Annotated in this window: 19 protein-coding genes and 1 pseudogene; 12 read left to right on the top strand and 8 right to left on the bottom strand. The window is 72.7% G+C overall.

Features of this window, described 5'->3' with window-relative positions; all coding sequences use genetic code 11:
* The first annotated feature begins 102 nt into the window (after positions 1-102).
* The 5 genes from QI554_RS26800 to QI554_RS26780 are packed head-to-tail and all read left to right on the top strand — an operon-like array spanning position 103 to position 5,468.
* Positions 103-1,728: an ABC transporter substrate-binding protein gene (locus tag QI554_RS26800; RefSeq protein WP_281473263.1), complete on the top strand. Its 1,626-nt coding sequence runs from the start codon at positions 103-105 to the stop codon at positions 1,726-1,728.
* Positions 1,728-2,687 carry an ABC transporter permease gene (locus tag QI554_RS26795; RefSeq protein WP_281473114.1) on the top strand — a complete coding sequence of 320 codons (960 nt, stop codon included), beginning with the start codon at positions 1,728-1,730 and terminating at the stop codon, positions 2,685-2,687. The genes QI554_RS26800 and QI554_RS26795 overlap by 1 nt, the downstream gene beginning before the upstream one ends.
* Positions 2,684-3,583, top strand: coding sequence for an ABC transporter permease (locus QI554_RS26790; RefSeq protein ID WP_281473112.1), 900 nt, complete (start codon positions 2,684-2,686; stop codon positions 3,581-3,583). Before QI554_RS26795 ends, QI554_RS26790 begins: the two co-directional genes overlap by 4 nt.
* Before the next feature lie 5 nt (positions 3,584-3,588).
* Positions 3,589-4,626: an ABC transporter ATP-binding protein gene (locus QI554_RS26785; protein ID WP_281473111.1), complete on the top strand. Its 1,038-nt coding sequence runs from the start codon at positions 3,589-3,591 to the stop codon at positions 4,624-4,626.
* Complete coding sequence (locus QI554_RS26780; protein WP_425528062.1) at positions 4,623-5,468, top strand: ABC transporter ATP-binding protein; 846 nt, start codon at positions 4,623-4,625, stop codon at positions 5,466-5,468. Before QI554_RS26785 ends, QI554_RS26780 begins: the two co-directional genes overlap by 4 nt.
* A gap of 100 nt (positions 5,469-5,568) precedes the next feature.
* Here QI554_RS26780 and QI554_RS26775 read toward each other — a convergent pair whose 3' ends face one another.
* Both QI554_RS26775 and QI554_RS26770 read right to left on the bottom strand, forming a co-directional pair.
* A complete protein-coding gene (locus QI554_RS26775) occupies positions 5,569-6,018 on the bottom strand; it encodes a hypothetical protein (protein WP_281473110.1) in 450 nt (149 codons plus the stop codon).
* A 100-nt stretch (positions 6,019-6,118) separates the two neighbouring features.
* Entirely contained in the window at positions 6,119-6,589 is a 471-nt protein-coding gene (locus QI554_RS26770) for a hypothetical protein (RefSeq protein ID WP_281473108.1), read from the bottom strand.
* A gap of 125 nt (positions 6,590-6,714) precedes the next feature.
* Between QI554_RS26770 and QI554_RS26765 the strand changes: the two are divergent.
* Both QI554_RS26765 and QI554_RS26760 read left to right on the top strand, forming a co-directional pair.
* A pseudogene (locus tag QI554_RS26765) lies at positions 6,715-6,788 on the top strand.
* A gap of 139 nt (positions 6,789-6,927) precedes the next feature.
* Complete coding sequence (locus tag QI554_RS26760) at positions 6,928-8,373, top strand: SDR family oxidoreductase (RefSeq protein ID WP_281473106.1); 1,446 nt, start codon at positions 6,928-6,930, stop codon at positions 8,371-8,373.
* Positions 8,374-8,500: 127 nt separating this feature from the next.
* Here the strand turns inward: QI554_RS26760 and QI554_RS26755 are convergent, their stop codons facing one another.
* Positions 8,501-9,127, bottom strand: a complete 627-nt coding sequence (locus tag QI554_RS26755; RefSeq protein ID WP_281473104.1) for a PadR family transcriptional regulator — start codon at positions 9,125-9,127, stop codon at positions 8,501-8,503.
* Positions 9,128-9,461: 334 nt separating this feature from the next.
* On the opposite strand from QI554_RS26755, the gene QI554_RS26750 reads away from it, so the two are divergent.
* The gene (locus QI554_RS26750; RefSeq protein WP_281473102.1) at positions 9,462-9,677 is read left to right on the top strand and encodes a hypothetical protein; all 216 of its coding nucleotides are present in this window, start codon (positions 9,462-9,464) and stop codon (positions 9,675-9,677) included.
* A 42-nt stretch (positions 9,678-9,719) separates the two neighbouring features.
* Entirely contained in the window at positions 9,720-10,643 is a 924-nt protein-coding gene (locus tag QI554_RS26745; RefSeq protein WP_281473100.1) for an LLM class F420-dependent oxidoreductase, read from the top strand.
* A gap of 56 nt (positions 10,644-10,699) precedes the next feature.
* Here the strand turns inward: QI554_RS26745 and QI554_RS26740 are convergent, their stop codons facing one another.
* The 4 genes from QI554_RS26740 to QI554_RS26725 all read right to left on the bottom strand — a co-directional run bounded on the left by QI554_RS26740 (position 10,700) and on the right by QI554_RS26725 (position 14,231).
* Positions 10,700-11,935, bottom strand: a complete 1,236-nt coding sequence (locus QI554_RS26740) for a pyridoxal phosphate-dependent aminotransferase (protein ID WP_281473099.1) — start codon at positions 11,933-11,935, stop codon at positions 10,700-10,702.
* 165 nt (positions 11,936-12,100) lie between these two features.
* A complete protein-coding gene (locus tag QI554_RS26735; protein WP_281473098.1) occupies positions 12,101-12,889 on the bottom strand; it encodes an SDR family NAD(P)-dependent oxidoreductase in 789 nt (262 codons plus the stop codon).
* Positions 12,890-12,998: 109 nt separating this feature from the next.
* A complete protein-coding gene (locus QI554_RS26730; RefSeq protein WP_281473096.1) occupies positions 12,999-13,523 on the bottom strand; it encodes a nuclear transport factor 2 family protein in 525 nt (174 codons plus the stop codon).
* A gap of 78 nt (positions 13,524-13,601) precedes the next feature.
* Positions 13,602-14,231, bottom strand: a complete 630-nt coding sequence (locus QI554_RS26725; protein ID WP_281473094.1) for a GNAT family N-acetyltransferase — start codon at positions 14,229-14,231, stop codon at positions 13,602-13,604.
* 53 nt (positions 14,232-14,284) lie between these two features.
* Between QI554_RS26725 and QI554_RS26720 the strand changes: the two genes are divergently transcribed.
* Positions 14,285-15,223, top strand: a complete 939-nt coding sequence (locus tag QI554_RS26720) for a LysR family transcriptional regulator (RefSeq protein WP_281473091.1) — start codon at positions 14,285-14,287, stop codon at positions 15,221-15,223.
* On the opposite strand, the gene QI554_RS26715 is transcribed toward QI554_RS26720, so the two are convergent.
* Positions 15,218-16,735: an MFS transporter gene (locus QI554_RS26715; RefSeq protein ID WP_281473089.1), complete on the bottom strand. Its 1,518-nt coding sequence runs from the start codon at positions 16,733-16,735 to the stop codon at positions 15,218-15,220. The genes QI554_RS26720 and QI554_RS26715 overlap by 6 nt on opposite strands.
* Positions 16,736-16,963: 228 nt before the next feature.
* Here QI554_RS26715 and QI554_RS26710 point away from each other — a divergent pair, with 228 nt between their 5' ends.
* Both QI554_RS26710 and QI554_RS26705 read left to right on the top strand, forming a co-directional pair.
* Positions 16,964-17,761, top strand: a complete 798-nt coding sequence (locus QI554_RS26710) for a PhzF family phenazine biosynthesis protein (RefSeq protein ID WP_281473087.1) — start codon at positions 16,964-16,966, stop codon at positions 17,759-17,761.
* Positions 17,762-17,812: 51 nt separating this feature from the next.
* Positions 17,813-18,673 carry an amidohydrolase family protein gene (locus QI554_RS26705; protein ID WP_281473085.1) on the top strand — a complete coding sequence of 287 codons (861 nt, stop codon included), beginning with the start codon at positions 17,813-17,815 and terminating at the stop codon, positions 18,671-18,673.
* Positions 18,674-18,737 lie beyond the last annotated feature (64 nt).

Below are 18,737 nucleotides of genomic sequence, written 5' to 3'. Positions count from 1 at the left end.
CGTTCCCGCGTCAATACTCGCCGACACCTGTCTGCGACATCCTTCCTCGGCACGCTCCTCATGCCCCCCGTACTCCCTCCGAAAGGGGTGGGTTTCTTGCGCATGCTCAGAACCGCCGCAATCTCCGCTGTCGTCGCCCTGACCGCCGTCGGGTGCTCGGGAGGGGACAACAGCGACAACGGATCCGGGTCGTCGACCGCCGACTTCAAGACCCAGGTCGACACGCCCGCGGCCAAGGGGCCGATCGACCACGTCAAGTGGTCGCTGTACGCCGAGCCGCAGTCGCTGGACCCCGCCTACGCCTTCGACTACCCGCCGAGCACGGTGGTCTCGAACGTCTGCGAGTCGCTGTTCCGGGTGAACCCGGACCTGAAGATCACCCCGGCGCTGGCCAAGAGCTCCGCCAACCCTGACCCGCTGACCTGGGTCTACACGCTGCGTGAGGGCGTCAAGTTCCACGACGGCACGACGATGACCGCCGACGACGTGGTGGCCAGCCTCGAGCACCAGCGCGACCCGGCGGTCGGCGGTTCGTACAGCACCGTCTTCAAGAACGTCGACACCATCAAGGCGACCGCGCCGCTCGAGGTCACCATCAAGCTCAAGCGCCCGGACGTGCTGCTCAACGAGGAACTCGCCGCCACGCCGGGCTCGATCGAGAGCAAGGCGTTCCTGGAGAAGGCCGGCAAGGACTACGGCAACCCCGCGGTCGGCGTGAACTGCACGGGCCCCTTCTCGCTCAAGGAGTGGAAGGCCGGCACGAGCATCACGCTCAAGAAGAACGACGCGTACTGGGACAGCACGCTCATGCCGAAGGCGAACGAGATCGAGTTCGTCTTCATCCAGGACCCGGCCGCGCGCGCGAACGCGCTGCTGACCGGCGACGTCGACGGCGGCTACCTGCTGCCCACCACCGCGTACGACAAGCTCAAGACCGGTGACGGCCACCTCTACTTCGGCGACATCACCGGCAGCTACTCGGCCGCGGTGACCAGCCTCAAGGGCGCGCTCGGCGACGTGCGCGTGCGCCGCGCGCTGTCCATGGCGATCGACCGCCAGGGCATCGTCCAGGCCGGCGTCAACGGCTACGGCACGGTCTCCAAGGCCGGCGCCCCGCCCGCCGCCTGGGCGACCACCCCGGCGGACCAGGCGAAGGCCAAGTACGACGCGCTGCCGCCGCTCGTCCAGGACGTCGAAGGTGCCAAGAACCTCATCAAGGAGGCGGGCGCGGGCGGCAAGAAGATCGTCATCGCGACCAGCCCGCTGGCCCCTGAGCTCACCGTCTCCTGCAACGCCATCGCGGACGCCGCGAAGGCGATCGGCCTCCAGGTCGAGCTGAAGACCATCGCGCCGGACGCGTACACCGCGCTGTTCACCGACCCGAGCCAGCGCGACGGCATCGACCTGCTGGTCACCAGCGGCTACGACCTCACGCCCGACCCGCTGGAGTTCTACCAGACCTTCCAGACCGGGGAGTTCGCCAACTACGGCAGCTGGTCGAACCCTGAGTACGACGCGATCGCGCAGCAGGCCCTCGGCACCAACGACCCCGGGACCCGCGCCGAACTGACGTACAAGCTGCAGGAGATCACGCTTCGCGAGATGCCGGGCATCCCGCTGTGGGACTCGCCGCTGTCGCTCTACCTCGGCAAGCGCGTGACGGGCGTGACCCCGAACATCACGCAGATGACGTACCCGTGGGCCGCGCTCCTGGGGTCCGCGAGCTGATGAACCGCAATCTGCTCCGCTTCCTCGCGGGGCGCGTCGTGGGCATGGTGCTGGTGCTGTTCGCCACGTCTTTCGTGGTGTTCAGCGCCGTGCACCTTGCCCCGGGCGACCCCGTGACGTTCCTCATGCGCGGGCGTCCGATCACGCCGGAGTCCCGCGCCGTGCTCACCGCGCAGTACCACCTGGACCAGCCGTTCCTGAAGCAGTACTTCCTGTGGCTCGGCGACGTCCTCAGCGGCGACTTCGGACGCTCCGTCCAGTTCCACCAGGACATCAGCACGATGATCACCGACAAGCTGCCGACCACGCTCTTCCTCGTGGTGTACGCCATGGTGATCATCGCCGTGCTCGGCCTCGCGCTCGGCATCCTCTCGGCGCTGCGCCCCGGCCTGATCGACAAGATCGTGCTGGTGTGGACCGGCATGGCGGTCGCCATCCCGTCGTACATCGCCGCGATCGTGCTCCTGTCGATCTTCTCGGTGAAGCTCGGCTGGTTCCCGATCTACGGTGCCGGCGAGGGTTTCTCGGACATGCTGTGGCACCTCACGCTGCCGGCCTTCGCGCTCGCGCTCATGTTCGCCGGCCTGCTGGCACGCGTCACCCGCGCCTCGATGCTCGACGAGCTCTCCCGTGAGCACGTGGAGGTCGCCCGCGCCCGTGGCGTGCCGGAAGGGCAGGTCATCCGCAAGCACGTGCTCCGCAACGCGCTGGGCCCGATCGTCACGGTGGTCGGCACCATGGTGGCGAGCATGCTCGTCGCGACGTCGATCGTGGAGACCGCGTTCAGTGTCCAGGGGGTCGGCTCGCTGCTGATCAAGTCGGTGACGGCCAAGGACTTCCCCGTCGTGCAGGCAGTGACGCTGCTCGTCGTGGCGGTGTTCATGATCGCCAACCTGATCGTCGACCTGCTCCAACCCCTGATCGACCCGCGCGTCGCGCTGGGAGGTGACCAGAAGTGACCGCCGCCGCTCCCCCGCTCGTCCAGGGCGGAACCCCGGAATCGCCGCGCATGCGCCGCGGCGCACCGGCCCGGATACGCGCGCTCGCCGCGAACGGCCCCCTCTTCACCGTGGCCGTCGTGGTCCTGGTGCTGCTGGTGCTGACGGCGATCTTCGCGCCGCTGCTCGCGCCGTACGACCCCGAGCAGATCAACCTGAAGAACTCGCTCGCGGGTTCCAGCCCCAACCACTGGCTGGGCACCGACCAGTCGGGCCGCGACACGTTCTCCCGGCTGCTCTACGGCGCCCGCACCGGACTGCTCGGTCCGCTGCTGGTGGTCGGCGTGTCCACCCTGCTCGGCATCGTCATGGGCGTCGTCGCCGCGTGGCGCGGCGGCTGGGTCGACTCGCTCCTGTCCCGCTCCATGGACATGCTGTTCGCGTTCCCCGCGATGCTGCTCGCCATGCTGTGCGTCGCGGTCTACGGCGCGGGGCTCACCGCGCCGGTCATCGCCATGATGGTCGCGTACACCCCGTACGTCGGGCGGTTCGTCCGCTCGGTGGCCCGGCAGGAGCAGTCCCGGCCGTACATCGAGGCGTACAAGGTGCAGGGCTGGTCGGCCTGGTCGATCTGCACGAAGCACCTGATCCCCAACATCGTCCCGACCGTGTTCGCGCAGGCCGCGATCAGCTTCGGGTACGCGCTGATCGAGCTCGCCGGCCTCTCCTACCTGGGGTTCGGCGTGCAGGAGCCGACCGCGGACTGGGGTGTCATGGTCAACGCGGGCCAGAGCCCCCTGGTCAAGGACGTCATGCTGCCCGCCTTCGCCCCCGCGACGGCCATCGTGATCGCGGTGGTGGCGTTCGGGATCGTCGGCGAGGGCCTCGCCGACCGCGTCGCGAAGCGGGAGAGGTGACGGACATGGCCGACACGACGAAGAGCACCACGAAGAAGAAGAACAGCGTCCCGGCGACCCGGGCCGCGGACAGCGCCACACCCCTGCTGGCGCTGGACGACGTGACCCTGCGCCTCCCGGACGGCGCGGCCGCCCGGCCCATCCTGGACGGGGTGAGCCTGCGCGTCGAACGCGGCGAGACCATCGGCCTGGTCGGCGAGTCCGGCTCGGGCAAGTCGGTGGCCTGCCGCACGGTGCTCGGACTTCTGCCGAAGAACGCGCGCACCACCGGCGAGGTCCGGGTCGAGGGCACGGACGTGCTCACGGCCGGCCCCGCCGGGCTGCGCGACCTCCGCAGGAACAAGGTGTCGATGGTCTTCCAGGACCCGCGCGCGTCGGTGAACCCGATGCGCCGGGTCGGGGACTTCCTCACCGAGGGCCTGCGGCTGGGCGGCATGTCCAAGAAGGACGCGCTCGCCCGGGCCGAGGAGCTGCTCACCGAGGTGGGCATCCGCGACCCGAAGGGCGCGCTGCGGCGCTTCCCGCACGAGTTCTCGGGCGGCATGCTCCAGCGCGTGGTCATCGCCGCGGCGCTGACCAGCGACCCGGCGCTGCTGCTGGCGGACGAGCCGACCACGGCGCTGGACGTCACCACGCAGGCAGAGGTGGTGGGCATCCTGCGCCGCCTCCAGGCGACGCACGGCACGGGCATGCTGTTCGTGACGCACGACCTGGAGCTGGCGGCGGCGATCTGCGACCGCATCTACGTGATGTACGCGGGCCGGATCGTCGAGTCGCGGCCCGCCGCCGAGCTGTTCGCCCGGCCGCGGCACCCGTACACCGCGGCGTTGCTCGCGTCGACTCCGCGCCTGGAGGAGGGCGCGGAGCCGCCGACGGCCATCTCCGGGCGGCCGGTGTCGCTGGCGGAGGCGCCGACGGGCTGCGCGTTCGCGGACCGGTGCGCGTTCGCCGTCGACCGGTGCCGCACCGAGAAGCCGGCGCTGGTCGAGGACGGCACGGGGGCCGCCGCGTGCCTGCGCGTCGAGGAAGGGATCCTGGCGTGAGCAAGCCGAAGACACCGCAGGGCGGTCCCGAGGCGGCCGCCGGACTGCTGGAAGTACGCGGCCTGTGCCGCACGTTCGGCGACCACAAGGCCGTCGACGACGTGTCGTTCACGCTGCCGCCCGGCGGTTCGGTGGGCATCGTCGGCGAGTCGGGGTCGGGCAAGACGACCACGGCCCGGATGATCGTCGGCCTCGAGCGTCCGGACGGCGGCAGCATCACGGTCGGCGGGCGCGAGCGGGCGAGCCGTCCGCGCAACCGCGCCGAGCGGCTGGCGCGGGCGCGCGAGGTGCAGATGGTCTTCCAGGACCCGTACCTCTCGCTCGACCCGCGCATCGCGGTGCGCGACTGCCTCGACGAGGTGCTGCGGCTGCACGCCCCCGAGCTGGGCAAGCCCGGCCGGGAGGCGCGCGTCGCCGAGCTCCTCGACCAGGTGGGCCTCGGCGCCCGCGAGGCGGGGGCGCTGCCCAAGCGCCTGTCGGGCGGTCAGCGGCAGCGCGTCGCGATCGCCCGGGCGCTCGCGGCGAACCCGCGGGTGATGATCCTCGACGAGGCGGTCGCCGCGCTCGACGTGTCGATCCAGGCGCAGATCCTCGAACTGCTCGCCACGATCCGGCGCGAGGAGGGCATCGGCTACCTGTTCGTCAGCCACGACCTGGCGGTGGTCAAGCACATCACCGACGACGTCGTGGTGCTGCGCAACGGGAAGATCGTCGAGTCGGGGCGGACGGCGGACGTGCTGTCGGCGCCGCAGCACGCGTACACGCGGCTGCTGATCGACTCCGTGCCGGGGCCCGGCTGGGACCCGGAGCGGATCGCCGAGAGCCGGCGCGCGCTGGCGTAGCCGGCACGGGCGCGGAACCAAACGGCCGGACGGCGCGCGGTGGGTAGGGCACCCGCGCGCCGTCCGGCTTCGGCGTTCCCGGGGCCGGTTCGGCCGCCGCTCAGCCGCCGCCGATCCCCGGCAGCACGGGCGGGCACGTGACCCGCAGCACCGCGAACCGGTCCTGGCCGCGCGGCTTGACGGGTATGTCGTAGGAGAAGCAGCGGTGCACGACCGAGTGCCCGAACGTGGTGGTGCGCTTCTCCTCGGCCTTGACGATGCCGGTGACGCCTACGGCGCTGCGCTCGAGCGTCACGACCTTGACCTTGACCTGGAAGAAGTCCACCTGGAGCGCGTCGCTCATCGGTGACGCCCCGGCGTCCATCTCCCCCGCGACCACGGTGGCCCAGTGCCGCGCGTGCTCCAGGGCGAGCTTGTCGGTGCGCTTGAGGTCGCGGCGCGCCTCGAGCTTGAGCATGACGACCAGGCCCCCGACCACCAGGCCGATCACCAGCACGCTGGCGACGACGATGGAGAGACAACTGAACCGCGGTGCCGAACGGCTGGGCATGCCGGGACCCTATCGATCATTCCCGGCCAGGGTCACTACGCGTTCGCGCAGAAACGGTCATTCCGGGACAGTGCGGGTCCGACCGCTCCCGCTCCGGCCTCTACTGCACGGTGCCGTCCGTGGCGACGGCCCGCCGGAACGCCGCGTCGTGTCCGTCCGCGACCGGGTCGGCCAGGTCCCCCACGAACACCGCGACGGCGAACGCCGCGTCGCCGGCCTCGTCGAGGTCGGCCAGCAGTCCGCGCCACGCCTTGATGTTCGGGTGCGGGACGTCCGTGCACGCCTCGGCCGGCTCGGCCAGCGCGATCGCCTCGGCCAGCCGCTCCCGCGTCAGTTCGTAGCTCGCGGTGCCGCCGCTGTGCCCGCACACGGTCGCCATGACCACCGCGGGCAGCGGGCCCTTCCCGACGTTGACCACCGGGAACACCGCCTCGGGGTGCGCGTCGTCGGGCTCGCGAGCGGCGATGCCGACGCCGAACGCCGCGGGCGCCCGCCAGCCGGGGATCGCGGCCTCGAAGCGCGCCCGCGCCTCGGCGATCTCCTCGAGGGTGCTCCACTTTTCGACGGTCATGCCCTGCTCCCGGTGATCGGTACGGCGACGCGCCGACGCTACCCCGTCCACCCGGCCAACCGGCACAGCGGGGGAAATCCCCGTGCCGTGGCGCCTGTTGCGCCGGTACGGTGACGGCACGTCAGGGGCTGGTAGCGCAGTGGTTGGCGCACCCCCGACCAGCCGTGGGGAAACGCCGGTTCGAATCCGGCCCGGCCCGAGGCGTCCGCATACACAGAGGGAGAAGCCGTGTGAATACGCGAGCAGCAGGCGCGAGTGCGAGCGGCGGGGAACGCCCCGCCGCCGAGCCGTAGGGCCCGCACCGCCTGTCCCAAGACGACGCCAAGGGGAGCGCCGCGATGACCGAGACCACTCCGGCACCCCCAGAGGTGCCGTCTGCCCGTATCCACCGGCCGCGCCCCGCGCAGGTCGGTACCGACCCCGAGCTCGAGGCCTGCCTCGCGCGGCTCGCCGCGTACGAGGACCTGGAGCCCTTCGACCCGCAGCGGATCCGCATCGAGCAGGCCGTCGCGGCGTTCACCAAGTCGGGCCGCAAGCGCCGCCGGGCCGCCCGCGGCGCGGCACGGTCCGCCGCGCGCGCTGCGGTGATCGCCCAGACCGCGACCGGCGCCGACCACCGCGTCGACGACGAACCGCTCGACGAGAGCGCCTCGCCCGCCGGACCGGTCGGCCTGGTGCCCGGCCTGCGCTGCTACATCTGCAAGCAGCCGTACATGCAGGTCGACGGCTTCTACCACCAGCTGTGCCCGCCGTGCGCGGCCGAGAACCGGGCCCGCCGCCGGGCCCGCGCCGACCTGACCGGACGCCGCGCGCTGGTCACCGGCGGCCGCGTGAAGATCGGCTACGAGCTGGTCCTCAAGCTGCTGCGCGACGGCGCCGAGGTCATGGTCACCTCGCGCTTCCCCCACGACACCCGCACCCGGTTCGCTGCGGCCCCGGACCACGCCGTGTGGGCCGAGCGCCTCACCGTCGTGCCCGTGGACCTGCGCGACCCGGGGCGGGTGCTCGCGTGGTGCGACGAACTGGTCGCCGAGGGACGCCCGTTGGACATCCTGGTCAACAACGCCGCGCAGACCGTGCGGCGGCCGCCGGCGTCGTACGCGCCGCTGCTGGCGGCCGAGCGGGCGGCGCTGGGCGCGGCGGCGTTCGAGCCGGTCACCGCGCTGACCGCGCCGGCCGAGCTGCCGGAGCCGCTGCCCGCGCTCGCGGCGGGGGCGGGGTCAGGGATACTCGGCCGCGGATCGGGTGCGCCCGCGCTGCCGTTGGACGCGGCGGGCCTGGTCCCCGACCCGTCGCCCGCGAACTCGTGGTCGCGGCGCGTCGAGGAGGTCGACCCGGTCGAGCTGCTCGAGGTGCAGCTGGTCAACGTCACGGCGCCGTTCCTGCTGGTGAGCCGGCTGCTGCCGCTGCTTTTGAAGGCGCCCGCGGAGCGCCGCTACGTCGTGAACGTGTCGGCGGTCGAGGGGCAGTTCAACCGGCACTACAAGGCGCCGGGGCACCCGCACACGAATATGGCGAAGGCGGCGCTGAACATGCTCACGCGGACGAGCGCGGCCGACCTGGCGCGGCAGGGCGTCTACATGACGAGCGTGGACACCGGCTGGATCACCGACGAGAAGCCGATGCCGGACCGCGAGCGCGTGGCACGGGCGGGATTCCGCACGCCCCTGGACGTCGTCGACGGCGCGGCGCGCGTGTACGACCCGGTGGTGCGCGGTGAGAACGAGGCGGCCGAGCCGCCGTTCGGGTGCTTCCTGAAGGACTACGCCGTCGCGCCCTGGTGACGCGGCGCGGACGGGGTGGTGGACACCCGGCCGCCGGCAGTCGCGGGTCGCGGCTGTCGGCAGCCGGGTGTGCGGGTGGGACGCAGGACCAGGGTGAGCATGGTGGCGACCATCACGGCCGGCACCGCTACTCGGCCTCGGCGAGGATCAGGTAGAGACGCTTGCGCGTGTCCGCCATGACCTCCAGGGCCTTGGCCCGCTGCGTCTCGTTGCCGGTCGCCATGACCTGGCGCAGCGCGTCGCCGACCTGGAAGACCGACTGGCGCAGGTTGTGCAGCGCCTCGTGGTCGACGCCCTCGCTGGCCTGGTCCCACGGGGCGGTGCCCTCGGGCTGCCGGGCGACCTCTTCGCGGCCGGCGTCGGTCAGCGAGAACAGCTTCTTGCCGCCGGACTCCTCGCCGACGACGACGCCCTCGTCCTCCAGCAGCTGGAGGGTCGGGTAGACGGAGCCCGGGCTGGGCTTCCACACGCCCTGGGTGCGCTCGCCGATCTCGCGGATCATCTCGTAGCCGTGCATCGGCCGCTCGTTGAGCAGCGCGAGGATCGACGCGCGGACGTCGCCGCGGCGGGCGCGGCCGCCGCGCGGACCACGCGGTCCGCGGCCGTGGCCACGGCCGAACTCACGCCCGAACTCGGGTCCGAAGCCCGGGCCGAAGCCGGGGCCGGGGCCGTGGCCCGGACCCCAGGGGCCGTAGGCGGGTCGGCGTCCTTCTCGTTCGCCCCACTTGGGGCGGCGCTTCATGTTGCCGTTCATGGTTCATCACTCCTTCGAGTTATCGCGATCTCTTCGCGATGCCTCAACGATATATCGGAATACTGTCGCGATGCAACACCGACAGAGCGTCGATTTCGCGCCACCTTTGCCGCGCCGCCCGCCGCCACCTGGGAGGGTGCGCCAACTCGCCCTCACAGCAAGCGTGTTGATCGCTATATCCCACCGCGAAGCGGGTACATTTCGGGCAAGTGCCGTCACGCACCGCCGCATCGAGTCCGGTAGGGGGCCCGTCGCCCTGGGTCAGGGCATGTCCTGATACGCCCTAGGATCGTCGGGTCACCGCGGGTGACCGGATTCGCGTAGGGAGAGCACTGTGTGGGCCTGGGTCGGGATCGGGGTCGCGGCGTACGCGGTGCTCATGCTCGCGGTCGTCGTCGTCCTCCGCGCGGCCAAGGCGCGCAACGCCGCCGAGCGCGCGTCCGACGCGGTCGATCCGCCCGGATCCGGTCCGGGTGCCGAGCCGGGTGTCGAGCCGGGTCCCGAGGCGCAGTCGGCGCCGCGGTCGGAGCCGCGGTCCGGGTCCGCGTGACCCGCACCTGACGGATCGTCAGAACACTGCTAGCGTGCGCCCATGTTCCTCTCGCTCGGGCTTCCGACCCATCTGGTGGACGCCGGCGCCGACCTGATCAGCGCCGAGGCCGTCATGGAAATGGCCCGTGCCGCCGAGGCGGCCGGGTTCGACGCGGTCTTCACCACCGACCACCCCTTCCCCGGGGACGCGTGGCTCGCCCGCGGCGGCCACCACACCGTGGATCCCATGGTGACCCTGTCCTTCGCCGCCGCCGCGACCAGCACGCTGCGGCTGCACACGAACCTGTTCGTGCCGGCGTACCGCAACCCGTTCGTGTCCGCGAAGATGATCTCCTCGCTGGACGCGCTCAGCGGCGGACGCGTCATCCTCGGCGTCGGCGCCGGCTACCTCGAGCCGGAGTTCGCCGCGCTCGGGGCGTCCTTCGACGACCGCAACGACCGCCTCGACGAGGCGCTGCGCGCGATGCGCGCCGCCTGGACCGGCGAGAGCGTCACCTTCGAGGGCACCGGCTACACGGCGGCCGGCAACACGATGCTGCCGCGCCCGGCGCAGCCCCGGATCCCCGTGTGGGTCGGCGGCAACAGCAAGCGCGCCATCCGCCGGGTCGTCGACCTGGGCGACGGCTGGCTGCCGATGCCGGCCCCGGCCAAGGCGTCCAAGAGCCTCAAGACCCCCGGCATCGAGTCGCTCGACGACCTGCGCGCCCGGCTCGACTACGCGCGCGAGTACGCCGAGTCGGTCGGCCGCACCGACCCGATCGACGTCATCTTCATGCCGCGCGGCCTGAGCATGTTCTCCGGCGCCGGCATCGACGCCGACGCGGTCGTCGAGGACCTCACCGAGCAGGCCGCCGCGGGCGTCACGGGCGTGACGATCGCCCTGCCCGCGCACAGCCGCGCCGAGTTCCTCGACCAGGCGGCGCTGTTCGGCGAGCGCATCATCCCGCGGGTGAAGAAGGTCTGACGGGCGGCCCGGCCGGGCGGCGGCGGAGCCGCCCGGCCGGGCTCCCTTGTTGTGCGTTACTGCTGGTACGACCCGATGAACTTGCCGATGCGGGTGATCGCGTCGTCCAGGTCCTCGACGTGCGGCAGCGTCACGATGCGGAAGTGGTCCGGGGTCGGCCAGTTGAAGCCGGTGCCCTGCACCACCAGGATCCGCTCCTGGAGCAGCAGGTCGAGGACGAAGCGCTCGTCGTCGACGAGCGGGCACACCGCCGGGTCGACGCGCGGGAACGCGTACAGCGCGCCGCGCGGTTTGACGCAGGTCACGCCCGGGATGGCGGTGAGCAGCTCGTACGCCTTGTCGCGTTGCGCGCGCAGCCGGCCGCCGGGCAGAACCAGGGCCTCGATGCTCTGGTGCCCGCCGAGCGCGGTGGCGATCGCGTGCTGTGCGGGGACGTTCGCGCACAGCCGCATGTTGGCCAGGATGTTCAGGCCCTCGATGTAGTCGGCGGCGTGCAGCTTCGGGCCGGACAGCATGAGCCAGCCGGAGCGGAAGCCGGCCACCCGGTACGCCTTGGACAGGCCGTTGAAGGTCAGGCACAGCAGGTCGGGCGCGAGCGAGGCCAGCGGGACGTGCTCCGCGTCGTCGTAGAGGATCTTGTCGTAGATCTCGTCGGCGAGCAGCAGCAGCTGGTGCCGCCGGGCGAGTTCGACGAGGCCCTCGAGGAGCTCGCGCGAGTAGACCGCGCCGGTGGGGTTGTTCGGGTTGATCACGACGATCGCGCGGGTGCGGTCGGTGATCTTGGCGGCGATGTCGTCGAGGTCGGGGAACCAGTCCGCGGTCTCGTCGCACAGGTAGTGCACGGGGGTTCCGCCGGACAGCGACACCGCCGCCGTCCACAGCGGGTAGTCGGGGGCCGGGACGAGCACCTGGTCGCCGTCGTCGAGGAGCGCCTGGAGGGCCATCACGATGAGCTCGGACACGCCGTTGCCCAGGTAGACGTCCTCGACGTCGACGCCGTGGATGCCCCGCTCCTGGTAGTGCTGGACGACCGCGCGGCGGGCGTGGAACAGGCCCTTGGAGTCGCAGTAGCCCTGCGCGGACGGCAGGCCGAGGATCATGTCGTGCAGGATCTCGCCGGGCGCCTCGAAGCCGAACGGCGCCGGGTTGCCGATGTTGAGCTTGAGGATGCGGTGGCCCTCGTCCTCCATCCGCTTGGCCTCGTCGAGCACCGGGCCGCGGATGTCGTAGCAGACGCCGGCGAGCTTGGCCGACTGCCGGATCTGACGGTACGGCAGTTCCGTGTGGCTCACCGTGGGGACCTCCCCGCCCTCGCGCTTCCGAGCCCGCGGCATACCGCGCGGGGACTCGGCGTACCGGGCGAGTCTCGCACGGCGTGCCGGGAACCGCCGCCCGGGGCGCGCCGGGTCACCCGCGCGAGGGCCCGCGACGCAGCACCTCGGGCTGCGTTCCCCGGGTCAACCGCGCAGGCGCTCGAGGAACGCGGCGAGGAAGCCGTTCGGGTCGGCGTTCTTCGCGGCGGCGGTGGCCGCGTCGCGGGCGGTGGCGTAGGTGACGAACACGTCGGTGCCCAGGCAGTCGAGCAGCGCGGCGGCGACCTCGTCGGGACTCGCCGCCGAGCCCGGCGCGACCGGGAACGGCGGGTCGTTGTCGTCGCGCGGCCGGCTGAACTCGGTGTCGGTGGTGCCCGGCACCAGCAGGTGCGCGGCCACGCCGGTGCCGGCGAGCTCCAAGTACAGCGCCTCGGTCCACAGTTCGACGGCGGCCTTGGAGGCGGCGTAGGCGCCCGCGCCCATGCTGAACATGTGCACGCCCATGGACGACACGTTGACCACGTGGCCGTGGCCGCGCTCCAGTATGCCGGGCAGCAGGGCGGCGGTCAGCCGCACCGGGGCCTCGAAGTTGACCGCCATGACCTCGTGCAGGTCGGCGGGGGTGAGCTTGGCGGCGCGCCGGCGCTTGGGGATGCCGGCGTTGTTGACGAGGACGTCGACGCCGCCGAGTTCCTTGACGGCGGTCTCCGCGAACCCCTCGACGCCGTCCAGGTCGGCGAGGTCGACGGGCAGCGCGACGGACGCGGGCGCGTGCTCGCGGCAGCCGGCCAGCACCTCGGCGAGCCGGTCCGCGCGCCGCGCCGCGACGCCGACCGTGGCGCCCTCGCGCGCGAACGCCAGCGCGGTCGCCGCGCCGATGCCGGACGACGCTCCGGTGACCAGGACCCGCTTGCCGTCGAACCGTCCCGCCATCGCCCGCCCGCCTTCGCCGCCGTGTCCGTCGCCGCGTCCGGGTTCGGGCCCGGACGCCGTGCCCGGATCATGTGCCGTCGGCTCGGCGAACGCAATACCTGACGGGTCGTCAATCCATGGGGACGGCGCCGAGGGACCCCGGAACGAGGTGGTACGGGAACGTGAACACCTCGGCCCGGCCCGTCGTCCGCGCGAGCGACTGGTAGCGGCGGTGCCGGAACCGCCATACGCCGCCGGTGCGCCGGTAGCGGTCGTGGTAGACCCCGAACGCGTTGGTCCAGCGGCCGCTTTCGCGGTCCTGCCGCAACTCGCAGATGTACAGCCGGCCCTCGGCGGCGTCCGGGTCGCCGCCCACGGCCGTGGTCACGCGCGTGTTGAGCGGCACGAACTGGAAGAACTCGAACCGTTCGATCGCGCCCGCGATGAACCCGGAGACGCCGTCGGGACCGGTCAGCCGCAGAGGGTCGCCGACACCGGTGTCCACGACGACCTCCGCGTCCGGCTCGAAGATCTCGGCGAACTCCGGCCACGCGCGGCGGCTGACCGCGTCGGCGTACGCCGCCTGCAACCGCGTGACGCCGATGTAGTCGACGGTCTCCCGCAGTTCACCGGCGCCGGTCGGGTCCTGGCCCATGCGCTCCTCCTCGCGTCGCGGACGCCCAGCAGAGCGGATCCGCGCGCAAGGATCAAGACCGCCGTCCCCCGCGGGGGGTCAGCCGCGCCGGTGCACCCAGGTGCGGGCGACGTGGTCGAAGCCGTTGGCGTGCACCTCCACCGGCTCGGCGGCCTCGTCGAGTACGAAGCCGGTGGCCCGCGCGACGCCCTCGCTGGCCTCGTTGCCCTGGGAGATGACGAGCACCACCCGCTCCGCCTTCAGCACGTCGTACGCGTGCGCGGTCATCACCCGCACCGAGCGCGACGCGAGACCGCGGCCGCGCGCGTGCGGCGCGACGCTGTAGCCGAGTTCCACGCCGCGTTCGCGGCCGGACCGCTCGTGGAAGGCCAGCACCTCGCCGACCGGCGTGACGCCGTCCTCGGTGACCGCGAAGATGATGCGCTCGCCGATCTCGTGGCCGTACGTGCCGCGGGCGAGCCGCGCTTCGGCGTCGAGCGGGCCGAACGGCGCGGGTATGCGCGTCCACCGCCCGACCTCGGGGTTGTCCAGGACGGCGATCATGGCCGGGATGTCGTCCTCGGTCCACGGGCGCAGCACCAGGCCGAGCCCGGTCACCGTGTCGGGCACCGGGGGGAAGGGGTGTTCGGGGACCAGCTGCGGCGGCAGTCCGTCGGCCGGGGTCGCGGCGTCGGGACGGGCGACGTGCGCGGGGTCGTGGCTCGTCATGCGGTGATCTTGCCATCCGGCGCCGCGGGGCCGCAGCCGAGATACTGCGGGGCATGCATGCTCGGCTGGACCTCAACCTGCTGGTGGCCCTGGACGTCCTCCTCGACGAGGAGAGCGTGGGCGGCGCGGCCGCGCGCCTGCACCTGTCCGAGCCGGCGATGAGCCGCACGCTGGGCCGGATCCGGAAGGCGACCGGCGACCCGATCCTGGTGCGGGCCGGCCGGTCGATGGTGCCGACGCCGCGCGCGCTGGCGATGCGCGCCGAGGTGCGGGCGCTGGTGGAGCAGGCGCGACAGCTGCTGGGCCCGGTCGAGCGGCCGGATCCTGCGACGCTGCGGCGGACGTTCTCGGTGATCATCAACGACGGCCTGGTCGCGGCGATCGGACAGCGGGTCTTCGCCCGGATCCGCGCCGAGGCGCCCTACGTGACGGTGCGGTTCCTCCCGGAGGAGCGCACCGACACGCCCGTCCTGCGCGAGGGCGCGGCCGACCTGCTCGTGGGTTCGCCCCGGGACGTCGAGCCGGAGGCCCGCTCCGAGGTCCTCGCCGTCGACCGCTTCGTGGGCGTGGTGCGCGCGGGCCATCCGCTGACCCGCGGCACCGTCACGCCCGAGCGGTTCGCCGACGCGGACCACCTGATCGCGTCGCGGCGGGGCCGCACGACCGGGCCGATCGACGACGCGCTGGCCCGGCTGGGGCTGCGCCGCCGGGTGGTCGGCACGGTGCCGTCGTACGCCTCGTCGCTGTACATGCTGCTGCTGTCGGACGCGGTGGGCATGACCACCGAGGCGATGTCCGCGCCTTCGGTGCGCGCCCTGGGCCTGCGGACGTTCCCGATCCCGTTGGACCTGGACCCGCTGAGCGTCGTCCAGGTGTGGCATCCGCGGCATGACGCGGACGGCGCGCACGCCTGGCTGCGCGCGCTGGTGCGGGACGCGGTCGCGGAGGCCGTCGCGGAAGGACCGACGGCCTCCGGACCGGTCGGGTCATGACCGGCCGGACGCGCCCGCGTACGCCTTCGCCGGCGCGTCGGAAGCCGCCGCCGGGTCGGGGCGCTCCCGCGACCACAGCGCGACGAGCGCGGTGGCGGCGAGCATGACGAGGGCGACTCCGCGGAACGCGGTCGACATGGCGTCGGTGAACGCGTCCAGGACGGCGGCGTGCCCGCCGGGGCCGAGCGACGGGGCACGGCCGACGGCCTCGCCGATGGTGCGGGCGTGGCCGAGCGCGTCCGGCAGGTTCGCGTCGAACGACGTGCTCAGCAGCGTGCCGTAGATCGCGACGCCGAGGGCGCTGCCGAACTCGCGGGCGGCGCCGTTGAGTCCGGAACCGAGCCCGGCGCGGTCGGCGGGCAGCGCGGCGAAGACCGCGGTCGACATCGCCGGTCCGACCAGGCCGAAGCCGAGCGAGTTGCAGGTGACGCAGACCAGGTACAGCGGGTACGGCGTGTCCTTCGTCAGGAACGACAGCGTGAACAGGCCGAGCGTGATCAGCAGCATGCCGCCGACGATCACGGGGCGGTTGCCGAACCGGACGACCAGCTTCGCACTGGCCCGCGATCCGACCACCATGCCGACACCGAGCGGCAGGATCGCGAAGCCGGTGGTCAGGACGCTGAAGCCCTTCGCGTACTGCAGGTACTGGGCGTTGACGTAGAAGAGCGAGAACAGGCCGACGAAGGCCACCAGGATGCCGAGCACCCCGGCCCGGAGCCCCGGGCGCAGGAACAGCCGGGGGTCCAGGAGGGGTTGCTTGGCGCGCAGCGCGTAGCCGACGAACGCGGCGAGCAGGAGCAGGCCGACGCCGAAGCCGCCGAGCACGCGGGCGGAGGACCAGCCCTGGTCGGGGCCTTCGATGATGCCGTAGAGCACGGCGAGGAACCCCGCGATGAGCAGCGCCGATCCGACGGGGTCGAGCGAGGCGGGGTTGCGCGGAACCTTCGGCAGCAGCACCGCGGACAGCAGGAGCAGCACCGCACCGACCGGCGCGAGCACGGCGAACAGGCCCTGCCAGGGCAGGTATTCGAGGATCGGCGCACCGAGGCCGTTGCCGAGCAGGCCGCCGAGACCGGTGGCGAGGGTCCAGGTGGTGATGGCCTGGGGCCGGCGCTCCGGCGCGGTGCTGTGGATGAGGATCGAAAGCGTCGCGGGCATGACGAGCGCGGCCCCGGCCCCGGTGACGGCACGCCCGGCGAGCAGGACGGGGACGGACGTGGCGAGCGCACAGACGGTGGCCCCGGCCGAGAACAGGCCGAGCCCGGTGAGCAGCGCCCCCTTCCGCCCGAACCGGTCCCCGGCGGCTCCGGCGGGGATGAGCAGGCCGGCGAAGACGATGACATAGGCGTCGACGATCCAGAGCAGTTGCGACGCACTGGGGTGCAGATCGGACGCGGCGAGCTTGGGGATGGCGAGGTTGATGGCCGCCACCATGATCATCACGAGCAGCACGCAGGCGCACGTGACCGGCAGAACCGCGCGCGAGCGCGGCGGCGTGGGCTGTTCCACGGAAAGGCACCTCGAAGAGGGATTCGGGCGGTGCGGCGCGCGGCGGGCCCGGGGGGTCGTGCACACCACACCGGGCCCGGCGCCGCTTCGTCGTCGTCCGGACGGTTCAACGGTAGGGGTCGGGAGACTTGATCTCCATTGCAAGTTGTGCACGGGAAACTTGCACCAGACGCAACTGAGGTGGAATTGAGACGCGCCGCCGCGCTCCGGCCGCCTAGGGTGGCGTGTATGCGCGCCTATGTCGTCGATGCCTTCACCGACGCCCCGTTCGCCGGAAACCCCGCCGGTGTGTGCCTGCCCGATGCCGACCATGCCGCCGACGCGGACTGGATGCAGGCGGTCGCCACGGAGCTGCGGCATTCCGAGACGGCGTTCCTCGCGCCCAGTGCGCGGCCCGACGCCGACTGGGATCTGCGATGGTTCACGCCGAGCGTCGAGGTCGACCTGTGCGGGCACGCCACGCTCGCTTCGGCGCACGTCCTGTTCACCGAGGGCCTCGCCGAGCGCGAGGTGCGGTTCTGGACGCGTAGCGGGGTGCTGGTCGCCACGCGGCACCCGGACGGCGCGATCGGCCTCGACTTCCCCGTCTGGAACCCGGAGCCCGTCGAGGTCCCGGAGGGCCTCGCCGACGCGCTCGGCGTGCCGCTGCTGGCCGCCGTCGTCGGCAGCACGGATCTGATCGTCGAGGTCGCGACCGCGGATGAAGTGCGCAAGCTGACGCCGGCGCTGGGTGCCCTGGCCGCGTTCCCGTACCGCCTCATCGCGGTCACCGCGCCCGGAGACACCCCCGGGATCGACTTCGTTTCGCGGGTGTTCGCGCCCGCGGCCGGCATCGACGAGGACCCCGTCACCGGTTCGGTGCACTGTGCGCTCGGCCCGTACTGGGCCCCGCGCGTGGGCCGTACCGCGCTGACCGGCTTCCAGGCGTCGGAGCGCGGCGGGGCCGTCGGGGTGGAGCTGCGCGGCGACCGGGTGCTGCTGCTCGGCCTCGCCGTCACGGTGCTGAAGGGCGAGCTGGCGGGCTGACCCGCCACGCCCACGCCTGACACTGCGTCAGTTCAGCGGTACCGTCGCGGCGTGACCGACCCGAACCCCCTCGTCGACACCCACGTCCACGTCGTCTCGCCCGACACCGTCCGCTACCCCCGGACCGGCGGGACCGGCGACGGCGCCGACTACTGGTCCGACGGCAGCGCCACCGCCGAGCACGTGCTGGCCGTGCAGGCGGCGGCCGGTGTGGGCTCGTGCGTCCTCGTGCAGGGCGTCGGGGCGTACGGCTACGACTGCCGCTACGTCCTCGACGCCGCGGCAGCGCACCCCGGCCGGACCCGTGCCGTGGTCGCCGTCGACCCGACCGATCCGGCGGGGCCGGAGCGGCTCGCGGCCTTGCTCGCCGACCATCCCGCGCGCGACGCGGTGTGCGGGGTACGGTTGTTCGCCGTCTCCGGCGGTCCCGGCAGGCCGGTGCCCGAGTGGTTCCACGCGCCGCACACCGGCCGGCTGCTGGACGTCGCCGCCGAGGCCCGCGTCACCCTCGTGCTGACCACGTTCGCCTGTCACCTGCCCACATTCGCCCCGCTGCTCGCGGAGCGTCCGACGCTGGACGTCGCCCTCGACCACGCGGGCTTCCCCGACCCGACCGCCGGCCCCGCCGGGCTCGCGCCGGTGCTGGCGCTCGCCGAACTGCCGGGCGTACGCGTGAAGATCAGCACACATCTGTTCGCGACGTGCGCGCCCGACGACCCGGCCGACGTCGTCGACACGCTGGCGGAGGCGTTCGGCGACGAGCGCCTGCTGTGGGGCTCCGACCATCCGCAGACCCGCACGCCGGACTACGCGGGCAAGGTCGCGCTCGCCGAGCACGCGGTCCGCCGCCGGGGCGCGGCCGCGCGCGCCGCGGTGCTGGGCGGCAACGCGCGCGCCCTGTGGTGGGCGTGAGGCATCCCGAACAGACCCGCCGCGCGAGGCCAGACGCGTAACGGCACGTCACCCGCCCGCACCG

It is taken from the genome of Yinghuangia seranimata (assembly GCF_029953285.1).
Classification (GTDB): domain Bacteria; phylum Actinomycetota; class Actinomycetes; order Streptomycetales; family Streptomycetaceae; genus Yinghuangia; species Yinghuangia seranimata.
The sequence above is the reverse complement of the archived record's forward strand: the minus strand, read 5'-3'. Positions and strand labels throughout refer to the sequence as shown.

Coding starts and splice junctions, on each gene's coding strand:
- QI554_RS26770 (WP_281473108.1), bottom strand. CDS start 6,589: ATGACCGTCGAAAAGTGGAGCACCCTCGAGGAGATCGCCGAGGCGCGG.
- QI554_RS26800 (WP_281473263.1), top strand. CDS start 103: ATGCTCAGAACCGCCGCAATCTCCGCTGTCGTCGCCCTGACCGCCGTC.
- QI554_RS26775 (WP_281473110.1), bottom strand. CDS start 6,018: ATGCCCAGCCGTTCGGCACCGCGGTTCAGTTGTCTCTCCATCGTCGTC.
- QI554_RS26755 (WP_281473104.1), bottom strand. CDS start 9,127: ATGAACGGCAACATGAAGCGCCGCCCCAAGTGGGGCGAACGAGAAGGA.
- QI554_RS26760 (WP_281473106.1), top strand. CDS start 6,928: ATGACCGAGACCACTCCGGCACCCCCAGAGGTGCCGTCTGCCCGTATC.
- QI554_RS26725 (WP_281473094.1), bottom strand. CDS start 14,231: ATGACGAGCCACGACCCCGCGCACGTCGCCCGTCCCGACGCCGCGACC.
- QI554_RS26735 (WP_281473098.1), bottom strand. CDS start 12,889: ATGGCGGGACGGTTCGACGGCAAGCGGGTCCTGGTCACCGGAGCGTCG.
- QI554_RS26710 (WP_281473087.1), top strand. CDS start 16,964: ATGCGCGCCTATGTCGTCGATGCCTTCACCGACGCCCCGTTCGCCGGA.
- QI554_RS26785 (WP_281473111.1), top strand. CDS start 3,589: ATGGCCGACACGACGAAGAGCACCACGAAGAAGAAGAACAGCGTCCCG.
- QI554_RS26730 (WP_281473096.1), bottom strand. CDS start 13,523: ATGGGCCAGGACCCGACCGGCGCCGGTGAACTGCGGGAGACCGTCGAC.
- QI554_RS26795 (WP_281473114.1), top strand. CDS start 1,728: ATGAACCGCAATCTGCTCCGCTTCCTCGCGGGGCGCGTCGTGGGCATG.
- QI554_RS26745 (WP_281473100.1), top strand. CDS start 9,720: ATGTTCCTCTCGCTCGGGCTTCCGACCCATCTGGTGGACGCCGGCGCC.
- QI554_RS26720 (WP_281473091.1), top strand. CDS start 14,285: ATGCATGCTCGGCTGGACCTCAACCTGCTGGTGGCCCTGGACGTCCTC.